The organism is Pseudomonas sp. GM41(2012) (genome assembly GCF_000282315.2).
Taxonomy (GTDB): Bacteria; Pseudomonadota; Gammaproteobacteria; order Pseudomonadales; family Pseudomonadaceae; genus Aquipseudomonas.
The window spans coordinates 1,663,853-1,681,028 of record NZ_AKJN02000006.1 but is presented as its reverse complement, the minus strand read 5'-3'; the positions used below and the strand labels follow the sequence as shown (position 1 = coordinate 1,681,028).

17 protein-coding genes are annotated in these 17,176 nt (G+C 57.6%); 13 read left to right on the top strand and 4 right to left on the bottom strand.

Annotated features, from left to right (window positions below; all coding sequences use genetic code 11):
• Nucleotides 1-76: 76 nt before the first annotated feature.
• Together PMI27_RS18335 and PMI27_RS18340 are read right to left on the bottom strand one after the other, a co-directional pair.
• Nucleotides 77-814, bottom strand: coding sequence for an alpha/beta fold hydrolase (locus PMI27_RS18335; RefSeq protein ID WP_008154696.1), 738 nt, complete (start codon nt 812-814; stop codon nt 77-79).
• Entirely contained in the window at nt 804-1,715 is a 912-nt protein-coding gene (locus tag PMI27_RS18340; RefSeq protein WP_008154695.1) for a LysR family transcriptional regulator, read from the bottom strand. Before PMI27_RS18340 ends, PMI27_RS18335 begins: the two co-directional genes overlap by 11 nt.
• 122 nt (nt 1,716-1,837) lie before the next feature.
• On the opposite strand from PMI27_RS18340, the gene PMI27_RS18345 reads away from it, so the two are divergent.
• The 4 genes from PMI27_RS18345 (at nt 1,838) to PMI27_RS18360 (ending at nt 5,169) form a co-directional block, all read left to right on the top strand.
• Nucleotides 1,838-2,551: an AzlC family ABC transporter permease gene (locus PMI27_RS18345; RefSeq protein ID WP_008154694.1), complete on the top strand. Its 714-nt coding sequence runs from the start codon at nt 1,838-1,840 to the stop codon at nt 2,549-2,551.
• Complete coding sequence (locus PMI27_RS18350) at nt 2,548-2,844, top strand: AzlD family protein (protein ID WP_008154693.1); 297 nt, start codon at nt 2,548-2,550, stop codon at nt 2,842-2,844. Before PMI27_RS18345 ends, PMI27_RS18350 begins: the two co-directional genes overlap by 4 nt.
• Nucleotides 2,845-2,918: 74 nt before the next feature.
• Nucleotides 2,919-3,557 (top strand): LysE family translocator, encoded by a 639-nt coding sequence (locus PMI27_RS18355; protein ID WP_008154692.1) that lies wholly within the window; start codon nt 2,919-2,921, stop codon nt 3,555-3,557.
• A 322-nt stretch (nt 3,558-3,879) separates the two neighbouring features.
• Nucleotides 3,880-5,169 (top strand): NAD(P)/FAD-dependent oxidoreductase, encoded by a 1,290-nt coding sequence (locus tag PMI27_RS18360; protein WP_008154691.1) that lies wholly within the window; start codon nt 3,880-3,882, stop codon nt 5,167-5,169.
• A gap of 38 nt (nt 5,170-5,207) precedes the next feature.
• On the opposite strand, the gene PMI27_RS18365 is transcribed toward PMI27_RS18360, so the two are convergent.
• The gene (locus PMI27_RS18365; RefSeq protein ID WP_033053164.1) at nt 5,208-6,221 is read right to left on the bottom strand and encodes an acyltransferase family protein; all 1,014 of its coding nucleotides are present in this window, start codon (nt 6,219-6,221) and stop codon (nt 5,208-5,210) included.
• Between the two features lie 434 nt (nt 6,222-6,655).
• Here PMI27_RS18365 and PMI27_RS18370 point away from each other — a divergent pair, with 434 nt between their 5' ends.
• The 3 genes from PMI27_RS18370 to PMI27_RS18380 all read left to right on the top strand — a co-directional run bounded on the left by PMI27_RS18370 (nt 6,656) and on the right by PMI27_RS18380 (nt 10,062).
• Nucleotides 6,656-7,750 (top strand): alpha/beta hydrolase, encoded by a 1,095-nt coding sequence (locus PMI27_RS18370; protein ID WP_008154689.1) that lies wholly within the window; start codon nt 6,656-6,658, stop codon nt 7,748-7,750.
• A gap of 61 nt (nt 7,751-7,811) precedes the next feature.
• Complete coding sequence (locus PMI27_RS18375) at nt 7,812-8,867, top strand: alpha/beta hydrolase (RefSeq protein ID WP_008154688.1); 1,056 nt, start codon at nt 7,812-7,814, stop codon at nt 8,865-8,867.
• Nucleotides 8,868-8,886: 19 nt separating this feature from the next.
• On the top strand, nt 8,887-10,062 hold the full coding sequence (locus PMI27_RS18380; protein ID WP_008154687.1) for a (R)-mandelonitrile lyase: 1,176 nt from the start codon (nt 8,887-8,889) through the stop codon (nt 10,060-10,062).
• Here PMI27_RS18380 and PMI27_RS18385 read toward each other — a convergent pair.
• The gene (locus tag PMI27_RS18385; protein WP_008154686.1) at nt 10,050-10,943 is read right to left on the bottom strand and encodes a LysR family transcriptional regulator; all 894 of its coding nucleotides are present in this window, start codon (nt 10,941-10,943) and stop codon (nt 10,050-10,052) included. The genes PMI27_RS18380 and PMI27_RS18385 overlap by 13 nt on opposite strands.
• A gap of 238 nt (nt 10,944-11,181) precedes the next feature.
• On the opposite strand from PMI27_RS18385, the gene PMI27_RS18390 reads away from it, so the two are divergent.
• The 6 genes from PMI27_RS18390 (at nt 11,182) to PMI27_RS18415 (ending at nt 17,116) form a co-directional block, all read left to right on the top strand.
• The gene (locus PMI27_RS18390) at nt 11,182-12,093 is read left to right on the top strand and encodes a TauD/TfdA dioxygenase family protein (RefSeq protein WP_008154685.1); all 912 of its coding nucleotides are present in this window, start codon (nt 11,182-11,184) and stop codon (nt 12,091-12,093) included.
• A gap of 35 nt (nt 12,094-12,128) precedes the next feature.
• Entirely contained in the window at nt 12,129-13,238 is a 1,110-nt protein-coding gene (locus PMI27_RS18395) for an ABC transporter substrate-binding protein (RefSeq protein ID WP_008154684.1), read from the top strand.
• A gap of 4 nt (nt 13,239-13,242) precedes the next feature.
• Nucleotides 13,243-14,148 (top strand): ABC transporter permease, encoded by a 906-nt coding sequence (locus PMI27_RS18400; protein ID WP_008154683.1) that lies wholly within the window; start codon nt 13,243-13,245, stop codon nt 14,146-14,148.
• Nucleotides 14,149-14,156: 8 nt separating this feature from the next.
• A complete protein-coding gene (locus PMI27_RS18405) occupies nt 14,157-14,930 on the top strand; it encodes an ABC transporter permease (RefSeq protein ID WP_008154682.1) in 774 nt (257 codons plus the stop codon).
• A gap of 25 nt (nt 14,931-14,955) precedes the next feature.
• The gene (locus tag PMI27_RS18410) at nt 14,956-15,720 is read left to right on the top strand and encodes an ABC transporter ATP-binding protein (RefSeq protein ID WP_008154681.1); all 765 of its coding nucleotides are present in this window, start codon (nt 14,956-14,958) and stop codon (nt 15,718-15,720) included.
• A 64-nt stretch (nt 15,721-15,784) separates the two neighbouring features.
• Entirely contained in the window at nt 15,785-17,116 is a 1,332-nt protein-coding gene (locus tag PMI27_RS18415) for an LLM class flavin-dependent oxidoreductase (protein WP_008154680.1), read from the top strand.
• Nucleotides 17,117-17,176: the final 60 nt, after the last annotated feature.

Below are 17,176 nucleotides of genomic sequence, written 5' to 3'. Positions count from 1 at the left end.
AGTGCTATTTATTTTGTAGTTGTTATTACATTAACTGTGGATTTGGCGTTTGGAAAGCCATCCTTAAAATCTGCATTTAATGAGGATTAATTTTGAGGTGAGGGCCGGCAGTCCGATGGGTTGCAGCCAGCCACTGCGACATCAACCGTGCCAGCGTTTCGGGCTGCTCCAGCGGGATCATATGCCCTGACCCTTCAATAACCTCCAGATGTGCTCCTGGGATCTGCACACACAACTCCTGTGCCTCTTCTGCCTGCCTCAGCCCGTCCTGTGCAGCTGCAATAATCAGTGTCGGGCACTGGATCTGGCCCGAGGGTACATCCGCTCTATCCAGCAAGGACTGAGCGGTAAATGCCGCATGCCCCATGCGGGCGCCCATCTCTCGAATTCTTCCAATCAGGGTCGTGTCATTAGCTCGTTGCGGATGCACCGACTTCGCGATAGTCGCGAAACTCAAACCACGAAATTGTCCTTGTGCTGAGGCGTCGATGGAGGCTTGCTTGATTCGCCGCTGCTCGGGCGAGTCCGCACGTAACGAGGAGGCGATCAGGACCAAGGCAGCCACGCGATCAGGGAACTGCTGCACGAGCGATCTTGCTACATAGCCACCGAGGGAAAAACCTGCGAGGACAAATCGTGGCGGCGCAGAATCTGCAATGTGTTGGGCGATCTGCGGGATAGTCTGTCCCTCAAGCAGGTTGGCCAGGTGAATATCTTGAGTGGATGGCATGTGTTCAATCACTTCATCCCAAAGCGATTCGTCGAGCATGAAGCCGGGAATCAGTACCAATGGCAGAGCACCTTCAGAGGACATGTTTGTCACCCCCAGGGACGTGGGTTGGTCCATCGCAAAGTGGGTCGCGCAACGCCTCTGCAACATGTGCGTACAGCGCATCTACAGCGCGTGAGCCTGTCGAGTCTCGGCTTCGGGTCAACACGACTTCCGCCACCGGTAGTTCTGGCAGGCCGTGCCGCATATCCAGCACCTTGAGATGCACCGGCAGGCTGCAGCGGGTTACCACGGCCACCGCCAGGCCACTTTCCATCGCCGCCAATTGGCCGCTGACATTGGGGCTGTTGTAGACCACTCGGTACTCACGACCCAACTCAGAGATAGCGGCAAGTATTGCCGTGCGCAAACGTTCGCTGAGCCCGTGCACGGCGATCGGCAGCGGGCTGCGCTTCCAGGCTTCATGTTGCTCGGCGCCGCCCCATACCAACGCTTCCCTGAACAGCAGTTCGCCCCGTGAAGGCCCGTCGCGGGTGACCAGAGCGAGGTCGATCTGGCCGCGGTCGACCTTTGCCCAGAGGCTTGCGGAGTCTTCGCAGACCAATGTGACCTCGACTTCGCCGAAGCGGGTCATGAAGCTGCGAAGGGCCTGCATCAGGTAAGTCAGGGCATAGTCATCAGGCACTCCCAGGGTAACGCGCCCGGAGACCGCGCCCCCGTGCATCGCATCAACCATCGTCGAGTGGGCTTCGAGCAGCTTGCGGGCGTGGCCGAGCAGGTCATACCCGGTAGGGGTCAACGCCAGTTGCCTCGGCTCGCGCTTGAACAGCGGCCGACCGAGGCTGTCCTCCAGCTTCTTCAACTGCATGCTCACCGCGGATTGAGAGCGGGCGACCTGACGCGCCGCCGCAGTCATGGAACCGGTATCCACGACTGCCAGGAACGTGCGCAACCAGTCGATCTGCAAATCCTTGGAATGAATCATCGTGTCCAGACATTCGATAATCGAATGCCTTGTATAACAGATATTCGCTTTTCTGGGTTATCCATGGGCATTCACAATTGTCGCCACAACGACAGCAATAGCGATGCAGTGAGTAGCCGCCAATGACCCACCCACACTCTAGTAGATGCGAGATCCTGCGAGGGGCGAGGGACGCTCTTCCGGTCATGTTCGCGGTCGCCCCTTATGCCATGGTCCTCGGTGCGCAAGCCTCCCAGGTCGGCCTTTCACTGGTTGAAGTGGGTGCCATGACCGGCCTCAACTTCGCCGGCGGTTCGGAGTTCGCCGCCATCAAACTGTGGGCTGCGGTGCCACCGATGCTGACGATCGTGCTCATCACGCTGCTGATAAACAGCCGCCATATCGTCATGGGCGCAGCGCTGGCGCCCTATCTCCAGCACTTGCCCAAACGCAAAGTGATTCCGGCCTTATTCTTCATGGCGGACGAGGGCTGGGCGATTAGCTATGCCGACACCCTGCGGCGGTCTTCGGCACAGCAGCAAACGGCCTTCAGCTGGCCCTACTACTGGGGCGCTTGTTTGCCTTTCTACCCGGTCTGGGTCGGTTTTGCCTTGATCGGCGCAGCGATCGGACCTGCGCTGGGCAACATCGAAGCCTATGGCTTTTCCATGGCGTTCCCGGCGGTCTTCATCGTGCTGCTGAGGGGCATGTGGAGAGGCCCGCGTTTGGCCTGTTCCTGGTTGATCAGTCTTCTCGTCGCGATCTCGGTCTACCTTACGGTGCCCGGCGCCTGGTTCGTGTTCGCCGGCGTCATTGCCGGGATGCTGTTCACTTACCTTCGGGCGATAGAGTCATGATCAGCATGGCGGCTTTGCTGACGATTGTGGGCATGGCGTCAGCCACCTATGCGACGCGCCTGGCGGGTTATCTGTTGCTGCGCAAACGCAAGCTCGGACCGCGTGCCCGCGCGGTAATGGAGGCAGCACCGGGTTGCGTGCTGATTTCGGTGATCGCTCCACACTTCGTCTCGCCTCATCCTGAAGAGTTGATCGCGTTGGGCATCACGCTGGTTGCCGCGTGGCGCTTGCCGATGCTGTTCACCGTCGCTATTGCGGTGGCGTCGCTGGCGGGGCTCCGGTTGCTGATGTAGGTAATGAGTAAATTGCAGCATCAGGCGACAAAGTCTTCAGTAGCATACCTTCAATTTTTTATGAGCCTGGAACCATGGACACGAACGTTATGCTGGCTTTTACCCTGGTCGCCGCGATTGCCATCGCCAGCCCGGGGCCTGCGACATTGATGGCGATCAATAACAGCCTGGCCCATGGCCAACGCAGCGCGATGTGGTCCTCGCTGGGCAATGCCAGTGGTCTGTTCTGCCTGTCGGCGGCAGCGATGCTGGGGTTAGGGGCGCTGCTTGCCAGCTCCGAATGGTTGTTCAACATGGTAAAGATCGTCGGCGCCGGGTATCTGTTCTACCTGGGGGTGAGGCAGTTGCTCCACAAGACGCCGCTGCTGGCTGATGGCATTCAGGAGGGGCAGCGCCTGCGACCCACACGTCTAAAACTGTACAGGTCGGCGTTTTTTACCGCGCTCTCTAACCCCAAGGCGACTCTGTTTTTTACGGCGTTGTTCCCGCAGTTCATCGATCAGGAAGCAGCCCTGTTCCCGCAATTTCTGATCCTGACCGCGATTTTCATGGCGCTCTCGGTGTCGTCGTTGAGCCTGTATGCCGCGCTGGCCTCGCGTGCCAAGGGTGTGCTGGTACGACCCGAATTGTCCCGCTGGGTTAGCCGGGTGGTGGGGGTGACATTCATCGGATTTGGTGCTGCCATTCTCGCTATACGTAGGCAGACGGCCTAAGGCATGAGTGCTGATGAATGACCGTTGCTGGCTGTGGATTCAACCGGTCGCGACATACTTCCAGCGACCCAGGCGGGTAGACGTTAGCGATTGAAGTTGGCCAAAAGCAGGCGCCTCTCGGGACGGCATCAACGACGCCGGACGCACAAGGGTGGAGCGCAATGCAACGCTGGCACGCAACCTTGAGGCCTATGATATTCGTGTTCAACAAGACATTGTTCCCAACACCGCCCACGCCGGAATATCGGTTGTGCCCTACGTCCAGGACTTTCTTTTGCAACTAGGCGATTGAATAAAAACGCCGTCGAGGCCACATGAATTTATGAGCACTGATTACCAGCAAACCTATTATGAAACCACGGCCGACATCACCACTTATCCCGCCCAATCGGGTCGTGTCGATACTAAAGTGTGCATCCTCGGTGGTGGCCTGGCAGGCCTGTCGACCGCACTCGGGTTGGCGGAGCGTGGTATCAATGACGTCGTTGTTCTGGAATCTCATCGCCTCGGTCATGGTGCCTCGGGGCGTAATGGCGGCTTCGTCTTCGGCGGCTACAGCCTGGGAAACGCTGACCTTCTCGCCACCCTTGGCGTTGAAGAGGCGCAACGCCTTTACCGGCTGACGCTTGATGCCGTTGAGTTGATCCGTAATCGTGTCAAACAATACGGTATCGATTGTGACCTGGTTGACCAGGGGGTGATTCTGGCTAATTGGTTCAACGACCCGTCAAGACTTGAAACACCGCGAAAACTGATGAGCGACGTCTATGGGGTTGACTGGGAATACATGCCGCCAGGCCAGTTGAAAGAGCTACTCAAGACGGAGCGCTATTTCGGCGGCCTGCTGGAGCGCAACGCTTTCCACTTTCACCCTCTCAAGTACGTGTACGGCATTGCTCGCACGGTGGCTGAATTCGGTGTGCGTATTCATGAGCAATCATCTGCCCTGAACATCGAGAAGCGTGGAAAGAAATATGTTGTGAACACCGAAGGCGGGGAAGTGCATGCCGAGCATGTCATCTTTTCCTGTGGCGGATACGCGCGCGGCGTTTATCGTCCGGTTGAACGTGCTGTGCTACCCATTGCCACCTATGTCGTTGCAACCGAACCTCTCGGGGCCCGTTTGAAAGACGCTATTGACTGTGAATCAGCCATCTACGACACGCGGTTCGCTTTCGATTACTACCGGCCGCTTCGCGACAGCAGGATGCTGTGGGGAGGGCGGATTTCGGTGCTCAATCGGAGCCCGGAAGCGATCGCCAGTCTGCTCAAAACAGATCTTTTAACCGTCTATCCCCAGTTGGAAGGTGTACAAATCCAATATTCCTGGGGCGGTTTGATGAGTTATGGCCGGCATCAAATGGCCCAGATTGGCCAAGATGAAGCAGGCGTCTGGCACGCCGTTGGTTTTGGTGGTCATGGCATGGCGCCCACGACGGTGGCGGGCGAAGTTCTGGCTGACGCTATCGCCAAGTCCATTCCGATTCCCGAGGGTTTCGGCAAGTTCGGGCTGACCCGTACTTTTGGTCTGGCCGGTCTGGTCGCCGCGCAAATGACCTATACCGCCTGCCAGGCGCGAGATGCTTTCGACGCTCTACGCCTTAACAAGTAACGGCAGCCTATCGTGAAAGCCCGCAATCGATTGTGGATTCAACCGGCCGATGTAACAGGTTGGCTAGCGACTTTCTTGGAAAGTTTCTTACCAAAAGCAATCCACCATTTTTCATAATAGAAGGTCGAGATATGCGCGGTGATAAAAATGGCGGCGAACAACAAAGGGCGCTTCAAATATTTTATAACGGTGTCTCCGCTACCCAGCCAAGTATCTATTAGCAGCGGATGAACAACGTAGAGAGCGTACGAGATGGTGGCGATATAAAATAGAACGCGATTATTCAAAAGCTGGGCAACTCGTGTCTGGCTATTGAGTAACGTGCTCCCCACCATTGCTGCAGCAAGATAGGGGCGGAAATAGTTCATGAAGCCCGCGTCGGGATGACAGGACAAGACAAACAGGAGTATTAAAAATAGTTGCGTGATCCACGTTTGTGTCGGAAGTTTGTCAAGGATGTTGCCCAGCCTGTTGTTGTATATGAGTGCCAGTATGCATCCGGAAAGTATTTCATCAATGCGGTAATAAGTGTTGATTGCGACATGCACATCATTCATGACCCGGTACATCGTGACGGCGATACAGAGAGCAGGAATCAGCAATACCCACTTGTTTCTCATCAGAACGACCAGCAAAGCGATGGCGAAATAAAACTGGACCTCCATGCACAAACTCCATAGGTGGCCGTTTACACTGCCAAGCCACATGGGCGGCCAGTTGGCAACGAACAGAAAGTTTGCGATGTAGACATCCGAAGTGCTGTTCATGACCGGTAACGCAATGAGCATGTACAACCAGGCGAGCGGCACAATCCGAAAGACTCTGCGGATTAAAAAATCAACGACGCTGCTGTTGTTGAGCAGAAAATTTGTTATCAGGAAACCCGATAGCGTAAAAAATATAGCCATTCCCATTACGCCTGCGGCGGCATTAAATTGCCAGGCCTTTGGGCTAAGTGGTAGCAGATGGCACGCCAGGACAAGCAAGATGCTTATGCCGCGCCATCCATCAAGTACGCTGTATCGAGAGCCCGCTACGGAACTACTATTCATATTGGCATCCCGCTCTTGGGTCGATAGGGGGGCATTCTATAAAAGCAGTGCTGCGTCTGAAATGTCTGAATTCATATAAAAACCCAATAGTTACAGTGGTGAAGAATTCATGAAATCAGACCATTTAAGCCTGTAGTCTAGGACACCTTTTGCACTTTACACTTCGCGCCGTGAAAAAATTCCAGGCGTGAGGAGTTCGCTAATTGACTGGATTTTTGACGTTGCTTGTTTGACGTTGTTTGATAGCGCTAAGTGAATCGCCGACTTTTTGGTACATACCCTGACCGGCGGCTTTTGACCGATTGTTGCCTGTTACCAAGGACAGGCATCGTACTTATGTGAATTTGGTATTAGTGCTATGTGATTAGCGCGGTTTATCGATTAATCGTTGAACGGTAATTTGCTTCTCGGCGAAATCAAATCGAGAGCAAGCCATGATTCAGAGATTCATCCGCCAAAACATGCCCGCTGCTGCAAAGGCCGGCAGCCTTTGTTTCGCACTAGGTGCCAGTGCGTTGGTCAGCGCTGACGATCACGCCCCGCTGATCATCAAGGATCAGGGCAGCCTCATCGCCGGCGGTGGATTGATCACCCAACCGGGAACCTTCGACCCCTACAAACCGTTGATGCCTGATGGCCAGACCTATCACGGCGACCATGTGTATGCGTTCTATCAGGTTCCCGTCGACGCTCGTCCGCTGCCGATTCTCATGCTGCATGGCGCGGGGCAGTCCGCGAAGTCCTGGGAGACAACGGCCGATGGCCGTGAAGGGTTCCAGAACATTTTCCTGCGGCGAGGATTCTCCACGTACCTGATCGACCAGCCGCGCCGTGGCGATGCAGGACGCAGCCTGGTTGAAACGACGATCAAACCGGTGCCGGACGAGCAGCTGTGGTTCAACCAATTCCGCATCGGCCTGTGGCCCGAAAGTTTTAAGGACAGCCAGTTTCCTCGTGGGCAGGCAGCACTTGAGCAGTTCTTTCGGTCGATGACGCCCAACACCGGGCCTTACGACATTGAGGTCGTCTCCAATGGCGTTTCCGCGCTATTGGAAAAGACCGGGCCGGCCATCTTGTTCACACATTCTCAGGGCGGCGGCCCCGGTTGGCTGACGGCGATCAAGAGCCGCAACGTGCGAGCCATCGTGGCCTTCGAACCGGGCAGCAGCTTCGTGTTTCCAGAGGGTGAGGTGCCCGCACCGATTGCCAGCGCGTTTGACACGCTCACGGGGCAGGCCGTATCGGCGGAACAGTTCAAAGCACTGACCAACATCCCCATCGTTATTTTCTACGGCGACAACATCCCCGGCCAACCGGTTCGGTTACCAGCCCAGGACAGCTGGCGCGCGCGGCTCGAGATGGCGCGCCTGTGGCGCGATACGGTGAATCGCCATGGCGGTGACGTCAGGCTCGTGCACCTGCCGGAGATCGGTATCAAGGGCAATAGTCACTTTCCTTTTTCTGACATGAACAACGTCGAGATCGCTGATCTGGTTTCGCAGTTTCTCGCTGAAAAAAATCTGGATTGACCTAGAGCGCGGCGATATCGGCCAGCCCTCTCACACACTTGAAATGTCAGGAGTATTGCTAATGATGCGAACTACGCTGAAGGCCACGTTGATGGCTGCCATGATCGGAATGTCGGGCGTCGAAGCCGAGGCGGCGAACTACAAGCAGAACCCATTCACGTTGACCTACGGTGGCGCGCTGACCAAGAACGAACCGGGTAAGGTCAACATCCACCCGGTCACCTACAAACTCAATGGTCTGGACATTGCCGCCAACGTTTACACCCCAGCGAACTATGATGCGGCGAAAAAATACCCGGTCGTCGTCGTGGCGCACCCCAATGGTGGGGTGAAGGAACAGGTCGCGGGACTGTATGCCCAGCGTCTGGCGGATCAGGGCTACATCACGATCGCGGCGGATGCGGCGTATCAAGGGGCCAGCGGTGGTGAGCCACGCAATGTGGACAAACCGACGCATCGCATTGAAGACATCCATGGCATGGCGGACTTCATTGCCAGCTATCCCGGCGTCGACAGCAAGCGTCTGGGCTTGCTCGGTATTTGCGGCGGTGGCGGTTATTCATTGGCGGCGGCGCAAACCGACAAGCGCTTCCAGTCGATTGCGACCTTGAGCATGTTCAACTCTGGGTTGGTTCGCCGTAATGGCTACCAGGATTCGCAGCTGTCGACGATTCAGGAACGCTTGCAGCAGGCGTCGGCGGCCCGCGTCCAGGAAGCGGCGGGGGGAGAAGTCCTCTACGTCGGTGATGCCAGGCTGACTGATGAACAGATCGCCAAGCTGCCGTTTGATCTGTATCGACAGGGCTTCGAGTACTACGGCAAGACCCACGCTCATCCTAACTCGACTTTCCGTTACACCCAGAGCAGCCTGATGGACCTGATGAGCTTCGATGCCACGGATCAGATCGAGCTGATCGACAAGCCGTTGCTGATGATCGCGGGCAGCAAGGCCGACAGCCTGTACATGTCGCAACAAGCCTATGCCAAAGCCACCGGCACCCAGGACAAAACACTGTTCACCATCGATGGCGCGACCCACATCGACACCTACTGGGTGCCTGCGTATGTGGACGTCGCCATGGACCAGTTGACCGCGTTTTACGCGAGAACGCTCTGACTTGAAGGGATAGGTCCTCATGAAGAACACCTTAATAGGCATCGCGGTGTGTGCCGCCGCGCCCTTCGCCGGCGCCGCCGGTGCAGACAATGCCAGTGAGTCTCGCCGGACCGAGCAGCAGATCAGCCGGGCTGGCACTCAGGCTGCGGTTGCGGGACCTGCGGACTATTTCACCGGGCGGGTACGCGTCGATCCTTTGTTTCCCGCCACGGACGAGATTAATGCTTCCAGCGCTTATGTCAGTTTCGAACCGGGCGCTCGCTCGGCCTGGCATACCCACCCCGCAGGACAGCGATTGGTGGTGACTTCGGGCGTGGGGCGGGTCCAGGAATGGGGCAAGCCGATGCAGGAAATCCACCCTGGCGACGTCATCGTCTGCCCTCCGGGCGTCAAACACTGGCATGGCGCCGCTCCGGCGAGCGCCATGACGCACCTCGCCGTGACGGGCTCGGTGGATGGCAAGAGTGTGCAATGGCTGGAGAAAGTGACCGACGAGCAATACAACGCCCAAGGTTCGGTGGCACCGAAAGCCGCGCCTGCGAGCCAACCGGTGTCCGAGACGCTGTCCGCCAAGCAACAGGCCATCCCGTTGATGGCCGCCGCCATGGCCACGAGCAACATGTCCGGGCTCAATGCCGCGTTGAATCATGGGCTGGATGCGGGCCTGACGGTCAGCGAGGCGAAGGAAATTCTGGTGCAACTCTACGCTTACAGCGGTTTTCCACGCAGTCTCAATGCACTTGGCGAACTGATGAAGGTGGTCGAGGCACGCAGGCAACGTGGCATTCAGGACGATCCGGGGCGTGAGCCCGGTCGGGTCATTCCCGTCGGCGATGAACTCCTGGCTGCGGGCAAAGCCAATCAGACGCGAATCGCCGGTGCGCCGGTCCAGGGCCCGTTGTTCGACTTCGTTCCGGTCATCAACCAGTACTTGCAGGCGCATCTGTTCGGCGACATCTTCGAGCGCGATAACCTGGACTGGCAAAGTCGTGAGCTGGCCACCGTCGCTGCTTTAGCCGTCACTCCCGGTGTCGAGCCGCAACTGCGCTCGCACATGGCTGCCAGCCTGCGGGTCGGCCTGACCGCTGCGCAGTTACGTCAGCTGGTTCAGCTGCTGGCTGACCAAGGTGATGCCGCCGCGGCCAAGCGTGCCAGTGAAGCGCTGGATAGCGTCCAGGCCAATCAACCCAAATAGCGCAGGGCTTCGCGCAGCAAGGTGAAGGCCGGTGAACTCTGGCGCCGGCTCGGATAATAGAGGTGGTAGCCAGAGAAGGGTTCGCACCAGTCTTTGAGCACGTGAACCAACCGACCTTGCGCTACATGCTCCAGCACCAGGTCCTCCGGCATATAGGCCAGTCCCAGTCCCTGAAGGGCCGCCTCCAGGCGCATGGCGATGTTGTTGAATACCAGTTGGCCTTCGACCCGCACTTTCAGTTCTTGCCCGTCTTTTTCGAACTCCCAGAGGAACAGGCCGCCGTAAGTCGGCATACGCAGGGTGATGCAGTTGTGCACCATGAGATCACTTGGGATGACCGGCTTGGGATATCGGGAGAAATAGGCCGGGGAGCCCACCACCGCCATGCGCATGTCAGGGCCGATGCGCATGGCGATCATGTCCTTGGCCACTTGCTGACCCAGCCGTACGCCAGCGTCGAAACCCTCCGCCACGATGTCGGTAAGGCCATAGTCGACGATGATTTCGATATTCAGATCGGGATTGTCGGGCAGCAGCTTCGCCAGCACCGGATGCAACAACGTGATCGCCGAGTGCTCACCTGCCGTGATGCGTAATTTGCCGGCCGGTTTGTCGCGGAACTCGCTGAGCAACGCCAGTTCACTGTCGATTTCTTCAAACCGGGGGGCGATCACCCGCAGCAGATGTTCGCCGGCTTCGGTAGGGGAAACACTTCGAGTGGTGCGAGCCAGCAACCTGACCCCCAATCGCTCCTCCAGCTGGCGCATGGCCCGGCTCAAGGCCGGTTGAGACATGCCGAGCCTGGCCGCCGCGCGGGTGAAACTACGCTCTTGGGCTACGGCCGAGAAGATCGCGAGTTGATCGTAGCTTTCGACGGTCATTTATACGCCCCTGTTATAAACAGGCTGCGATTATGCCATCTACGCGATTGATGGTCGATGCAACACAACTAAAAAGTTATGAGCTAATAACCGGTCGCTTATATCCGTTAACTCATTTTTATAATGGCTTAGTTATAGGCTCGATCTTCTATCTTTAGAATAAATGGTGATTAGTCACGGCTGCTTTTATGTCTTTATGATTGGTCCCACAACAACTCGTGAGACAGGAAGTGGCTCGATGACAATTCAAATCAAACCCGTTGCTGGTCGAATCGGTGCGCAACTGGAAGGTGTGAAGCTGGGTGGAAACATCAGTGCCGAGCAATTCGAATTTATTAACCAGGCGCTGCTGAAATATAAAGTGCTGTTCTTTCGCGACCAGCATCTGGATGACGCCGAGCACGAAGCTTTTTCCCGGCGTTTCGGTGATCAGGTACCGCATCCGACCGTACGTTCCGCCGAGCAAAGTGCCGCCATCCTGCACCTGGACGCCAAGGAAACCCGAGCCAATTCCTGGCACACCGATGTGACCTTTGTTGCTAATTATCCGAAGATTTCCATCTTGCGCGGTGTGGTTATTCCACCGTATGGCGGCGACACGGTGTGGGCCAATACCGCAGCGGCTTACAGCGACTTGCCCGAGCCATTAAAACAACTGGCAGACAGTTTGCGTGCGTTGCACACCAACGTATATGACTACGCGGCGCCACGTAATACTGATGAGTCGGGGATCAGGCGTTATCGCGAACAGTTCACCGCCGAAGTCTATGAGACCGAACACCCGTTGGTGCGAGTGCATCCAGAGTCCGGCGAAAGAAGTTTGTTGTTGGGGCACTTTGTCAAACAGATTCAGGGCGTCAGCCATAGCGATTCGAAACAACTTATTCGCTTGTTCCACGACCGTATTACCCATGTCGACAACACCGTGCGCTGGCGCTGGCAGGAGGGTGACGTGGTGATCTGGGACAACCGCGCTACGCAGCACATCGCGATCAACGACTATGGCGATGCCCAACGAATCGTGCGCCGAACCACCATCGACGGTGATGTGCCGGTTGGCGTTGACGGTCGCTTGAGCCAAGCGCTCAAGCCAAGCCCGGATACCCGCTCGCCGAAAACCGAAGCCGATAAAAAACACCTCGCCGCGTAACAAACGAGTCTTATCGACACAAGGAAGGTTTCTATATGGAACTCAAAGGTATCCCCCTGTTTCACAAAGGCCGCATCGCTGCAGTACTGGCTGCGCTGCTTGCAATACCCCTGGCGCAGGCCGATGTCTTGCGCATTGGTGTCGCGACGGCGGGCGGCGGTGACCCGGTAACGTTCAGTGGCTCGACCTTGGGCATTGTGCGCAATCAGCAACTGCTGGAAAAAGCCTTCGCTGGAAGCGGTACCGAGGTGCAATGGTTCTTTTTCAAGGGGGCTGGCCCCGCGGTAAACGAAGCCTTATCGAACCAGCAACTTGATTTCGCCTACCAGGGTGATCTGCCCGCCGTCGTCGGGCGTTCCAATGGGCTGGACACCAAACTACTGGCCGCACTGGGTGTACGTGCCAACCTTTACCTGGCAGTTCCCAAGGGCTCTGAGGTCAAAAGCATCGAAGATCTGAAAGGCAAAAAGGTGGCGGTCTTTCGTGGAACCAACGGCCATCTGGTGACGATCAATCTTTTGGCGGCGCACGGTCTGACCGAGCGCGATATCAAGGTCATCAACCTCGATACCGGAAGCACTCAGGCAGCATTGGTATCCAATGGAGTCGATGCCGCCTTCGGCGGCCGCGAATTGTTCAAGCTTCGCGATCAAGGCCTGATCGACATCGTTTATGACAACCCCACTCAGGATGTGCGCTACACCCGGCAGACTGCGCTGGTGGTTCGGGGGGGCTACGAGAAGGAACATCCGGACAACGTGCAGAAGGTTGTCGATACGCTGGTGGACGCGGCGAAATGGACATCGGATGACAGCCACCGTGATGCTGTCTTCACTGAATGGGCCAAGAGTAACGAACCCGCAGAATCACTACGCGCCGACTTTACCGGCGTAAGCCTCAGGGACAGAGCCTCGCCTCTGGTCGACAACTTTCTGCTTGGCCGCTATCAGGCCGTGGCGGACCAGGCCAAGGAAGAAAAACTCATCCGTCGCCCCGTCAGCATCGATGGCTGGTTCGAGACGAGCTACTTGCAAAAATCCCTGAAAACCAAGGGGCTTGAAACCTACTGGACGCCCTATGGCCCGGATGGCAAACAGCCGGCTGGCAATGCAGTAGCGGCCGCGACCAGCAAGCAAGGGAGCTAGGCAAATGGCCAGGGCACAGACCGTCAGATTAGAGCCGTACGCGACACCGGCATTACCGAGTGACAACGTCAAACGCTTGCCACCGCCGCCGGCCCGTTCAGTGCGCAAGGTCGAGGTGCAGCGCACGTCAGCCTGGTCCTTCAATCTGGGTGACAAAGCCTTGCCCTGGCTGTTGCCGCTGGTGTTGCTCGGCTTATGGTACCTGGGGGTGGAGCGAGGTTGGCTTTCAGAGCAGGTGCTGCCACCGCCGGCCTACGTTTATCAAACCTTGTCGGACCTGGTCACCTCCGGTGACCTGTGGCTGAACGCCTCCGCCAGCTTGCAACGGGTGGTCGTCGGCTTTGCGTTGGGTGCATTCGTCGGCATCGCCCTGGGCTTGGCCATGGGACTTTCCAAAACCATAGAGGATTATCTTTTACCGACCTTCAACGCGCTGGTGCAAATACCGGTACTGGGCTGGTTGCCGTTTGCCTTGCTGCTGTTCGGCATTGGCGAGACGCTCAAGTATGTGCTGATTGCCAAGGCAGCCATGGTGCCGATCACGCTGTGTACGTTGCAGGCTTTCCACCAGGCGCCCAAAGGGCTGTTGGAAGTCGGCCGGGCCTACGGCTTCAGTCGTCGGCAAAGCGTCACCGCCATCGTCTTGCCGTCGGCCATCCCGACGCTGTTCACCGGTTTGCGTCTGGGCTTTACCAAAGCCTGGTTATCGCTGGTAGTGGTTGAGTTGGTGGCATCGAGTGAGGGGCTGGGTTACCTGATTGTCTATGGGCGCCAGCTGTTTCAACTGGACCTGGTGATGGCGGCCGTTGTGGTGGTCGGTGCTCTCGGTCTGTTGATAGACCGCGGTTTCGACTACCTGGAACAACGCTTGAGTCGTGGTCGGCCAACGGCCGGGGGGCGACTGTCATGAGTGCGATCATGTCAGTCGGTAGCCGTCACCGCCGATATCGCGGATGGGTCTTGCCCATTGCCGCCATTGCCGTGTGGTGGCTGGCTTCGAGCCAGGGCTGGAGCCAATCGGGCTTGCTCGTTTCGCCGGAAAAAGTCGCCACCACGGCCTGGGATCAAATTGCCTCGGGCAAATTCTGGCGGGCCATTTCTGCCAGCCTGGCGCGTAACCTCAGTGGCTTTTTTATCGGTACCACGCTCGGCCTGGTATTGGGTTGCCTGCTGGGCCTGTCGCGGTATTTCCAACGTCTTGTCGGTCCGAGTTTCAATACCTTCAAACAAATTTCTCTGTTCGCCTGGATCCCGTTGATCTCGGTGTGGTTCGGCCTGGGCGATGTGGCCAAGGTGGTGTTCCTGTCACTGGCAGCGCTGGTGCCGGTGGTGGTGAATACCTGCGACGGTTTACGCAATGTCCCACCCAACCTGTTGGAAGTGGCGCGGGTGTACCGCTTCACCCGTTGGCAAACCATCGTCGGGGTCATGTTTCCCGCCGCCTTGCCGTCGATTTTCACCGGGATTTACCTGGCGCTGGTCTATTCCTGGCTGGCGACCATCGGTGCCGAATACCTGCTGGTATCGGGGGAGGGGATCGGCAACACGCTGATTGATGGCAGCGAACATTTCATGATGGACCTGGTGTTATTTGGAATGGTGGTTATCGGCCTGGTGGGCTGGGGCCTCAACGCATTGGCCCGGACACTTGAGCGGCGAATGCAGCGCCTGTACGGCATCGCTCCTCGTTGATTGGCACTTTCAAAAGGACTGCAACATGCTCAACAACAGCCTGACCCTCGAAAACATCAGCAAGCGTTTCGCTTCCCGACCGGGCAGTTCGACTCAATTGCAAGTACTCGACAACATTCATCTCGACATCGCTCCAGGGGAGTTCATCAGCATCGTCGGTGCCAGCGGCTGCGGCAAATCCACGCTGCTGCGACTGATTCTTGGACTGGACGAAGAATATGACGGGCGCATTCTGCTGGATGGCAAACCCATCGAAGGCACTGGCCTGGAACGTGGCATCGTATTTCAGGATCACCGCTTGTTCCCCTGGCTCAATGTGGAGCAGAACGTCGCCGTCGGCCTCAAGAATTCACCCCTGAGCGCGGGGCAGAAACGCGACACCGTGCGCGAGCACATTGAACTGGTCGGCCTGCAAGACTTTATCGATGCCTACCCTCATCAGATCTCCGGCGGCATGGCGCAACGCGTGGCCATCGCCCGCGGGTTGGTCAATCGCCCGAGCGTGCTGCTACTGGATGAACCGCTGGGTGCCCTCGATGCCTTGACCCGTGCGCGCCTGCAGGGCGAGCTGCAAAACATCTGGCTCAAGGAAAAAATCACCATGATCCTGGTCACGCACGATGTGGATGAGGCGGTATTCCTGGGTGATCGCGTGGTGGTGATGCAGCCCAACCCCGGCCGCATCCGGCGCATCCTCGACATCGATCTGCCGCGTTCACGCAACCGCAGTGACAGCCGCTTCATTGCCCTGCGCGACGATGTGCTGAGCGATTTTGCCGAGCTGCACTGAGACTCTGCGCCTGACGCCGTACGCAGGCTTGTTGTTCACACTCAACTTTTTCAGGGAACGGGAAATGTCCGAACGCCAGCTCAGCCTCAACCTATTCATCTATCCGAACGGCCATCACGAAGCGGCCTGGCGTCACCCGCAGTCGGTGCCGGAATTGTCCATGGACATCGGCTATTACCAGCAACTGGCGCTGCGCGCTGAACGCGAGAAACTCGATGCGATTTTCTTCGCCGATTCGCCGTCACTGGCTGAAAGCGGGCATGAGGGTTTGCGCATTCGTTTCGAACCCATCACCTGGCTGGCAGCGATTGCTGCGGTGACCCAACGCATAGGCCTGATCGCCACGGCCAGCACGACCTACAGCGAACCCTACAATCTGGCCCGCTCATTCAGTGCGCTGGACCACCTCAGCAAGGGCCGCGCCGGCTGGAACATCGTGACCACTTCCATGGCCGCTGCAGCCGCCAATTTTGGTCTGGATAAACATCCCTCGGCCTCTGACCGCTACGCTCAGGCCGAAGAATTCGTGCAGGTGGTCGGTGACCTGTGGGACAGCTGGGAGGACGATGCGTTGGTGCTGGACAAGACAGCCGGGGTGTTTGCCGATGGCGACAAGGTGCATGCGATAAACCACGTGGGTGCCCACTACAAAGTAAAGGGCCCGTTCAACTCTCCGCGCTCGCCACAGGGGCGGCCGGTGCAGGTGCAGGCTGGGTCTTCTGAAGATGGCCGTGATTTCGCGTCCAGGCATGCCGAAGCGATTTTTACCGCGCACCAGACCCTGCAAAGCGCGACCGAATTCGCCAACGATATCCGAGCTCGGGCGAAGGCGGCGGGGCGCGATCCTCGCCAGCTGAAAATTCTCCCGGGCATCAGCCCCTACATCGGTAGCACCGAAGCCGAAGCCCAGCGCAAGTTCGACGAGCTCAACGAACTGGTGCTGCCGCACATCTCGTTAGGTCAGCTACGCCGCCTGTTGGGCGTCGACCTGACCGGGCACGATCTGGATGCACCGTTCCCGCGCCACCTGATCAACTTCGATAGCAGCGAAAGCCAGTCAAGCCGTTTCAAATTGATCATCGACATTGTCGACCGCGAGAAACCAACGCTGCGCCAACTGATCAATCGCCTGGCGGGTGCTCGTGGGCATTGGGTGCCGGTCGGTACGCCGGTGCAGATTGCCGACTTGATCGAGCAGTGGTTCCGCAGTGGTGCCGCCGATGGTTTCAACGTGATGCCGCCAGCGTTCCCCGAAGGCTTTGAAGTGTTCCTCGATGAAGTGCTGCCGATACTGCGCAAGCGTGGGCTGTTCCGCAGTGAATATTCGGGCAGTACCCTGCGTGAGCATTACGGCTTGAATCGCCCGGCTTCGCGTTTTTCCCTGAAGTCCGCCTGAGCGAGGGGCAGATCGGCCTGTCTGCAACCGGACTCAAAGCCGCCGCTTGCAGATCATCCT

What these genes read in the sequence shown, in the direction of transcription:
- PMI27_RS18340 (WP_008154695.1), bottom strand. Translation starts at nt 1,715, where the DNA reads ATGATTCATTCCAAGGATTTGCAGATCGACTGGTTGCGCACGTTCCTG.
- PMI27_RS18355 (WP_008154692.1), top strand. Translation starts at nt 2,919, where the DNA reads ATGGACACGAACGTTATGCTGGCTTTTACCCTGGTCGCCGCGATTGCC.
- PMI27_RS18385 (WP_008154686.1), bottom strand. Translation starts at nt 10,943, where the DNA reads ATGACCGTCGAAAGCTACGATCAACTCGCGATCTTCTCGGCCGTAGCC.
- PMI27_RS18365 (WP_033053164.1), bottom strand. Translation starts at nt 6,221, where the DNA reads ATGAATAGTAGTTCCGTAGCGGGCTCTCGATACAGCGTACTTGATGGA.
- PMI27_RS18370 (WP_008154689.1), top strand. Translation starts at nt 6,656, where the DNA reads ATGATTCAGAGATTCATCCGCCAAAACATGCCCGCTGCTGCAAAGGCC.
- PMI27_RS18395 (WP_008154684.1), top strand. Translation starts at nt 12,129, where the DNA reads ATGGAACTCAAAGGTATCCCCCTGTTTCACAAAGGCCGCATCGCTGCA.
- PMI27_RS18415 (WP_008154680.1), top strand. Translation starts at nt 15,785, where the DNA reads ATGTCCGAACGCCAGCTCAGCCTCAACCTATTCATCTATCCGAACGGC.
- PMI27_RS18405 (WP_008154682.1), top strand. Translation starts at nt 14,157, where the DNA reads ATGTCAGTCGGTAGCCGTCACCGCCGATATCGCGGATGGGTCTTGCCC.
- PMI27_RS18375 (WP_008154688.1), top strand. Translation starts at nt 7,812, where the DNA reads ATGATGCGAACTACGCTGAAGGCCACGTTGATGGCTGCCATGATCGGA.
- PMI27_RS18380 (WP_008154687.1), top strand. Translation starts at nt 8,887, where the DNA reads ATGAAGAACACCTTAATAGGCATCGCGGTGTGTGCCGCCGCGCCCTTC.
- PMI27_RS18360 (WP_008154691.1), top strand. Translation starts at nt 3,880, where the DNA reads ATGAGCACTGATTACCAGCAAACCTATTATGAAACCACGGCCGACATC.
- PMI27_RS18335 (WP_008154696.1), bottom strand. Translation starts at nt 814, where the DNA reads ATGTCCTCTGAAGGTGCTCTGCCATTGGTACTGATTCCCGGCTTCATG.
- PMI27_RS18345 (WP_008154694.1), top strand. Translation starts at nt 1,838, where the DNA reads ATGACCCACCCACACTCTAGTAGATGCGAGATCCTGCGAGGGGCGAGG.
- PMI27_RS18350 (WP_008154693.1), top strand. Translation starts at nt 2,548, where the DNA reads ATGATCAGCATGGCGGCTTTGCTGACGATTGTGGGCATGGCGTCAGCC.
- PMI27_RS18400 (WP_008154683.1), top strand. Translation starts at nt 13,243, where the DNA reads ATGGCCAGGGCACAGACCGTCAGATTAGAGCCGTACGCGACACCGGCA.
- PMI27_RS18410 (WP_008154681.1), top strand. Translation starts at nt 14,956, where the DNA reads ATGCTCAACAACAGCCTGACCCTCGAAAACATCAGCAAGCGTTTCGCT.
- PMI27_RS18390 (WP_008154685.1), top strand. Translation starts at nt 11,182, where the DNA reads ATGACAATTCAAATCAAACCCGTTGCTGGTCGAATCGGTGCGCAACTG.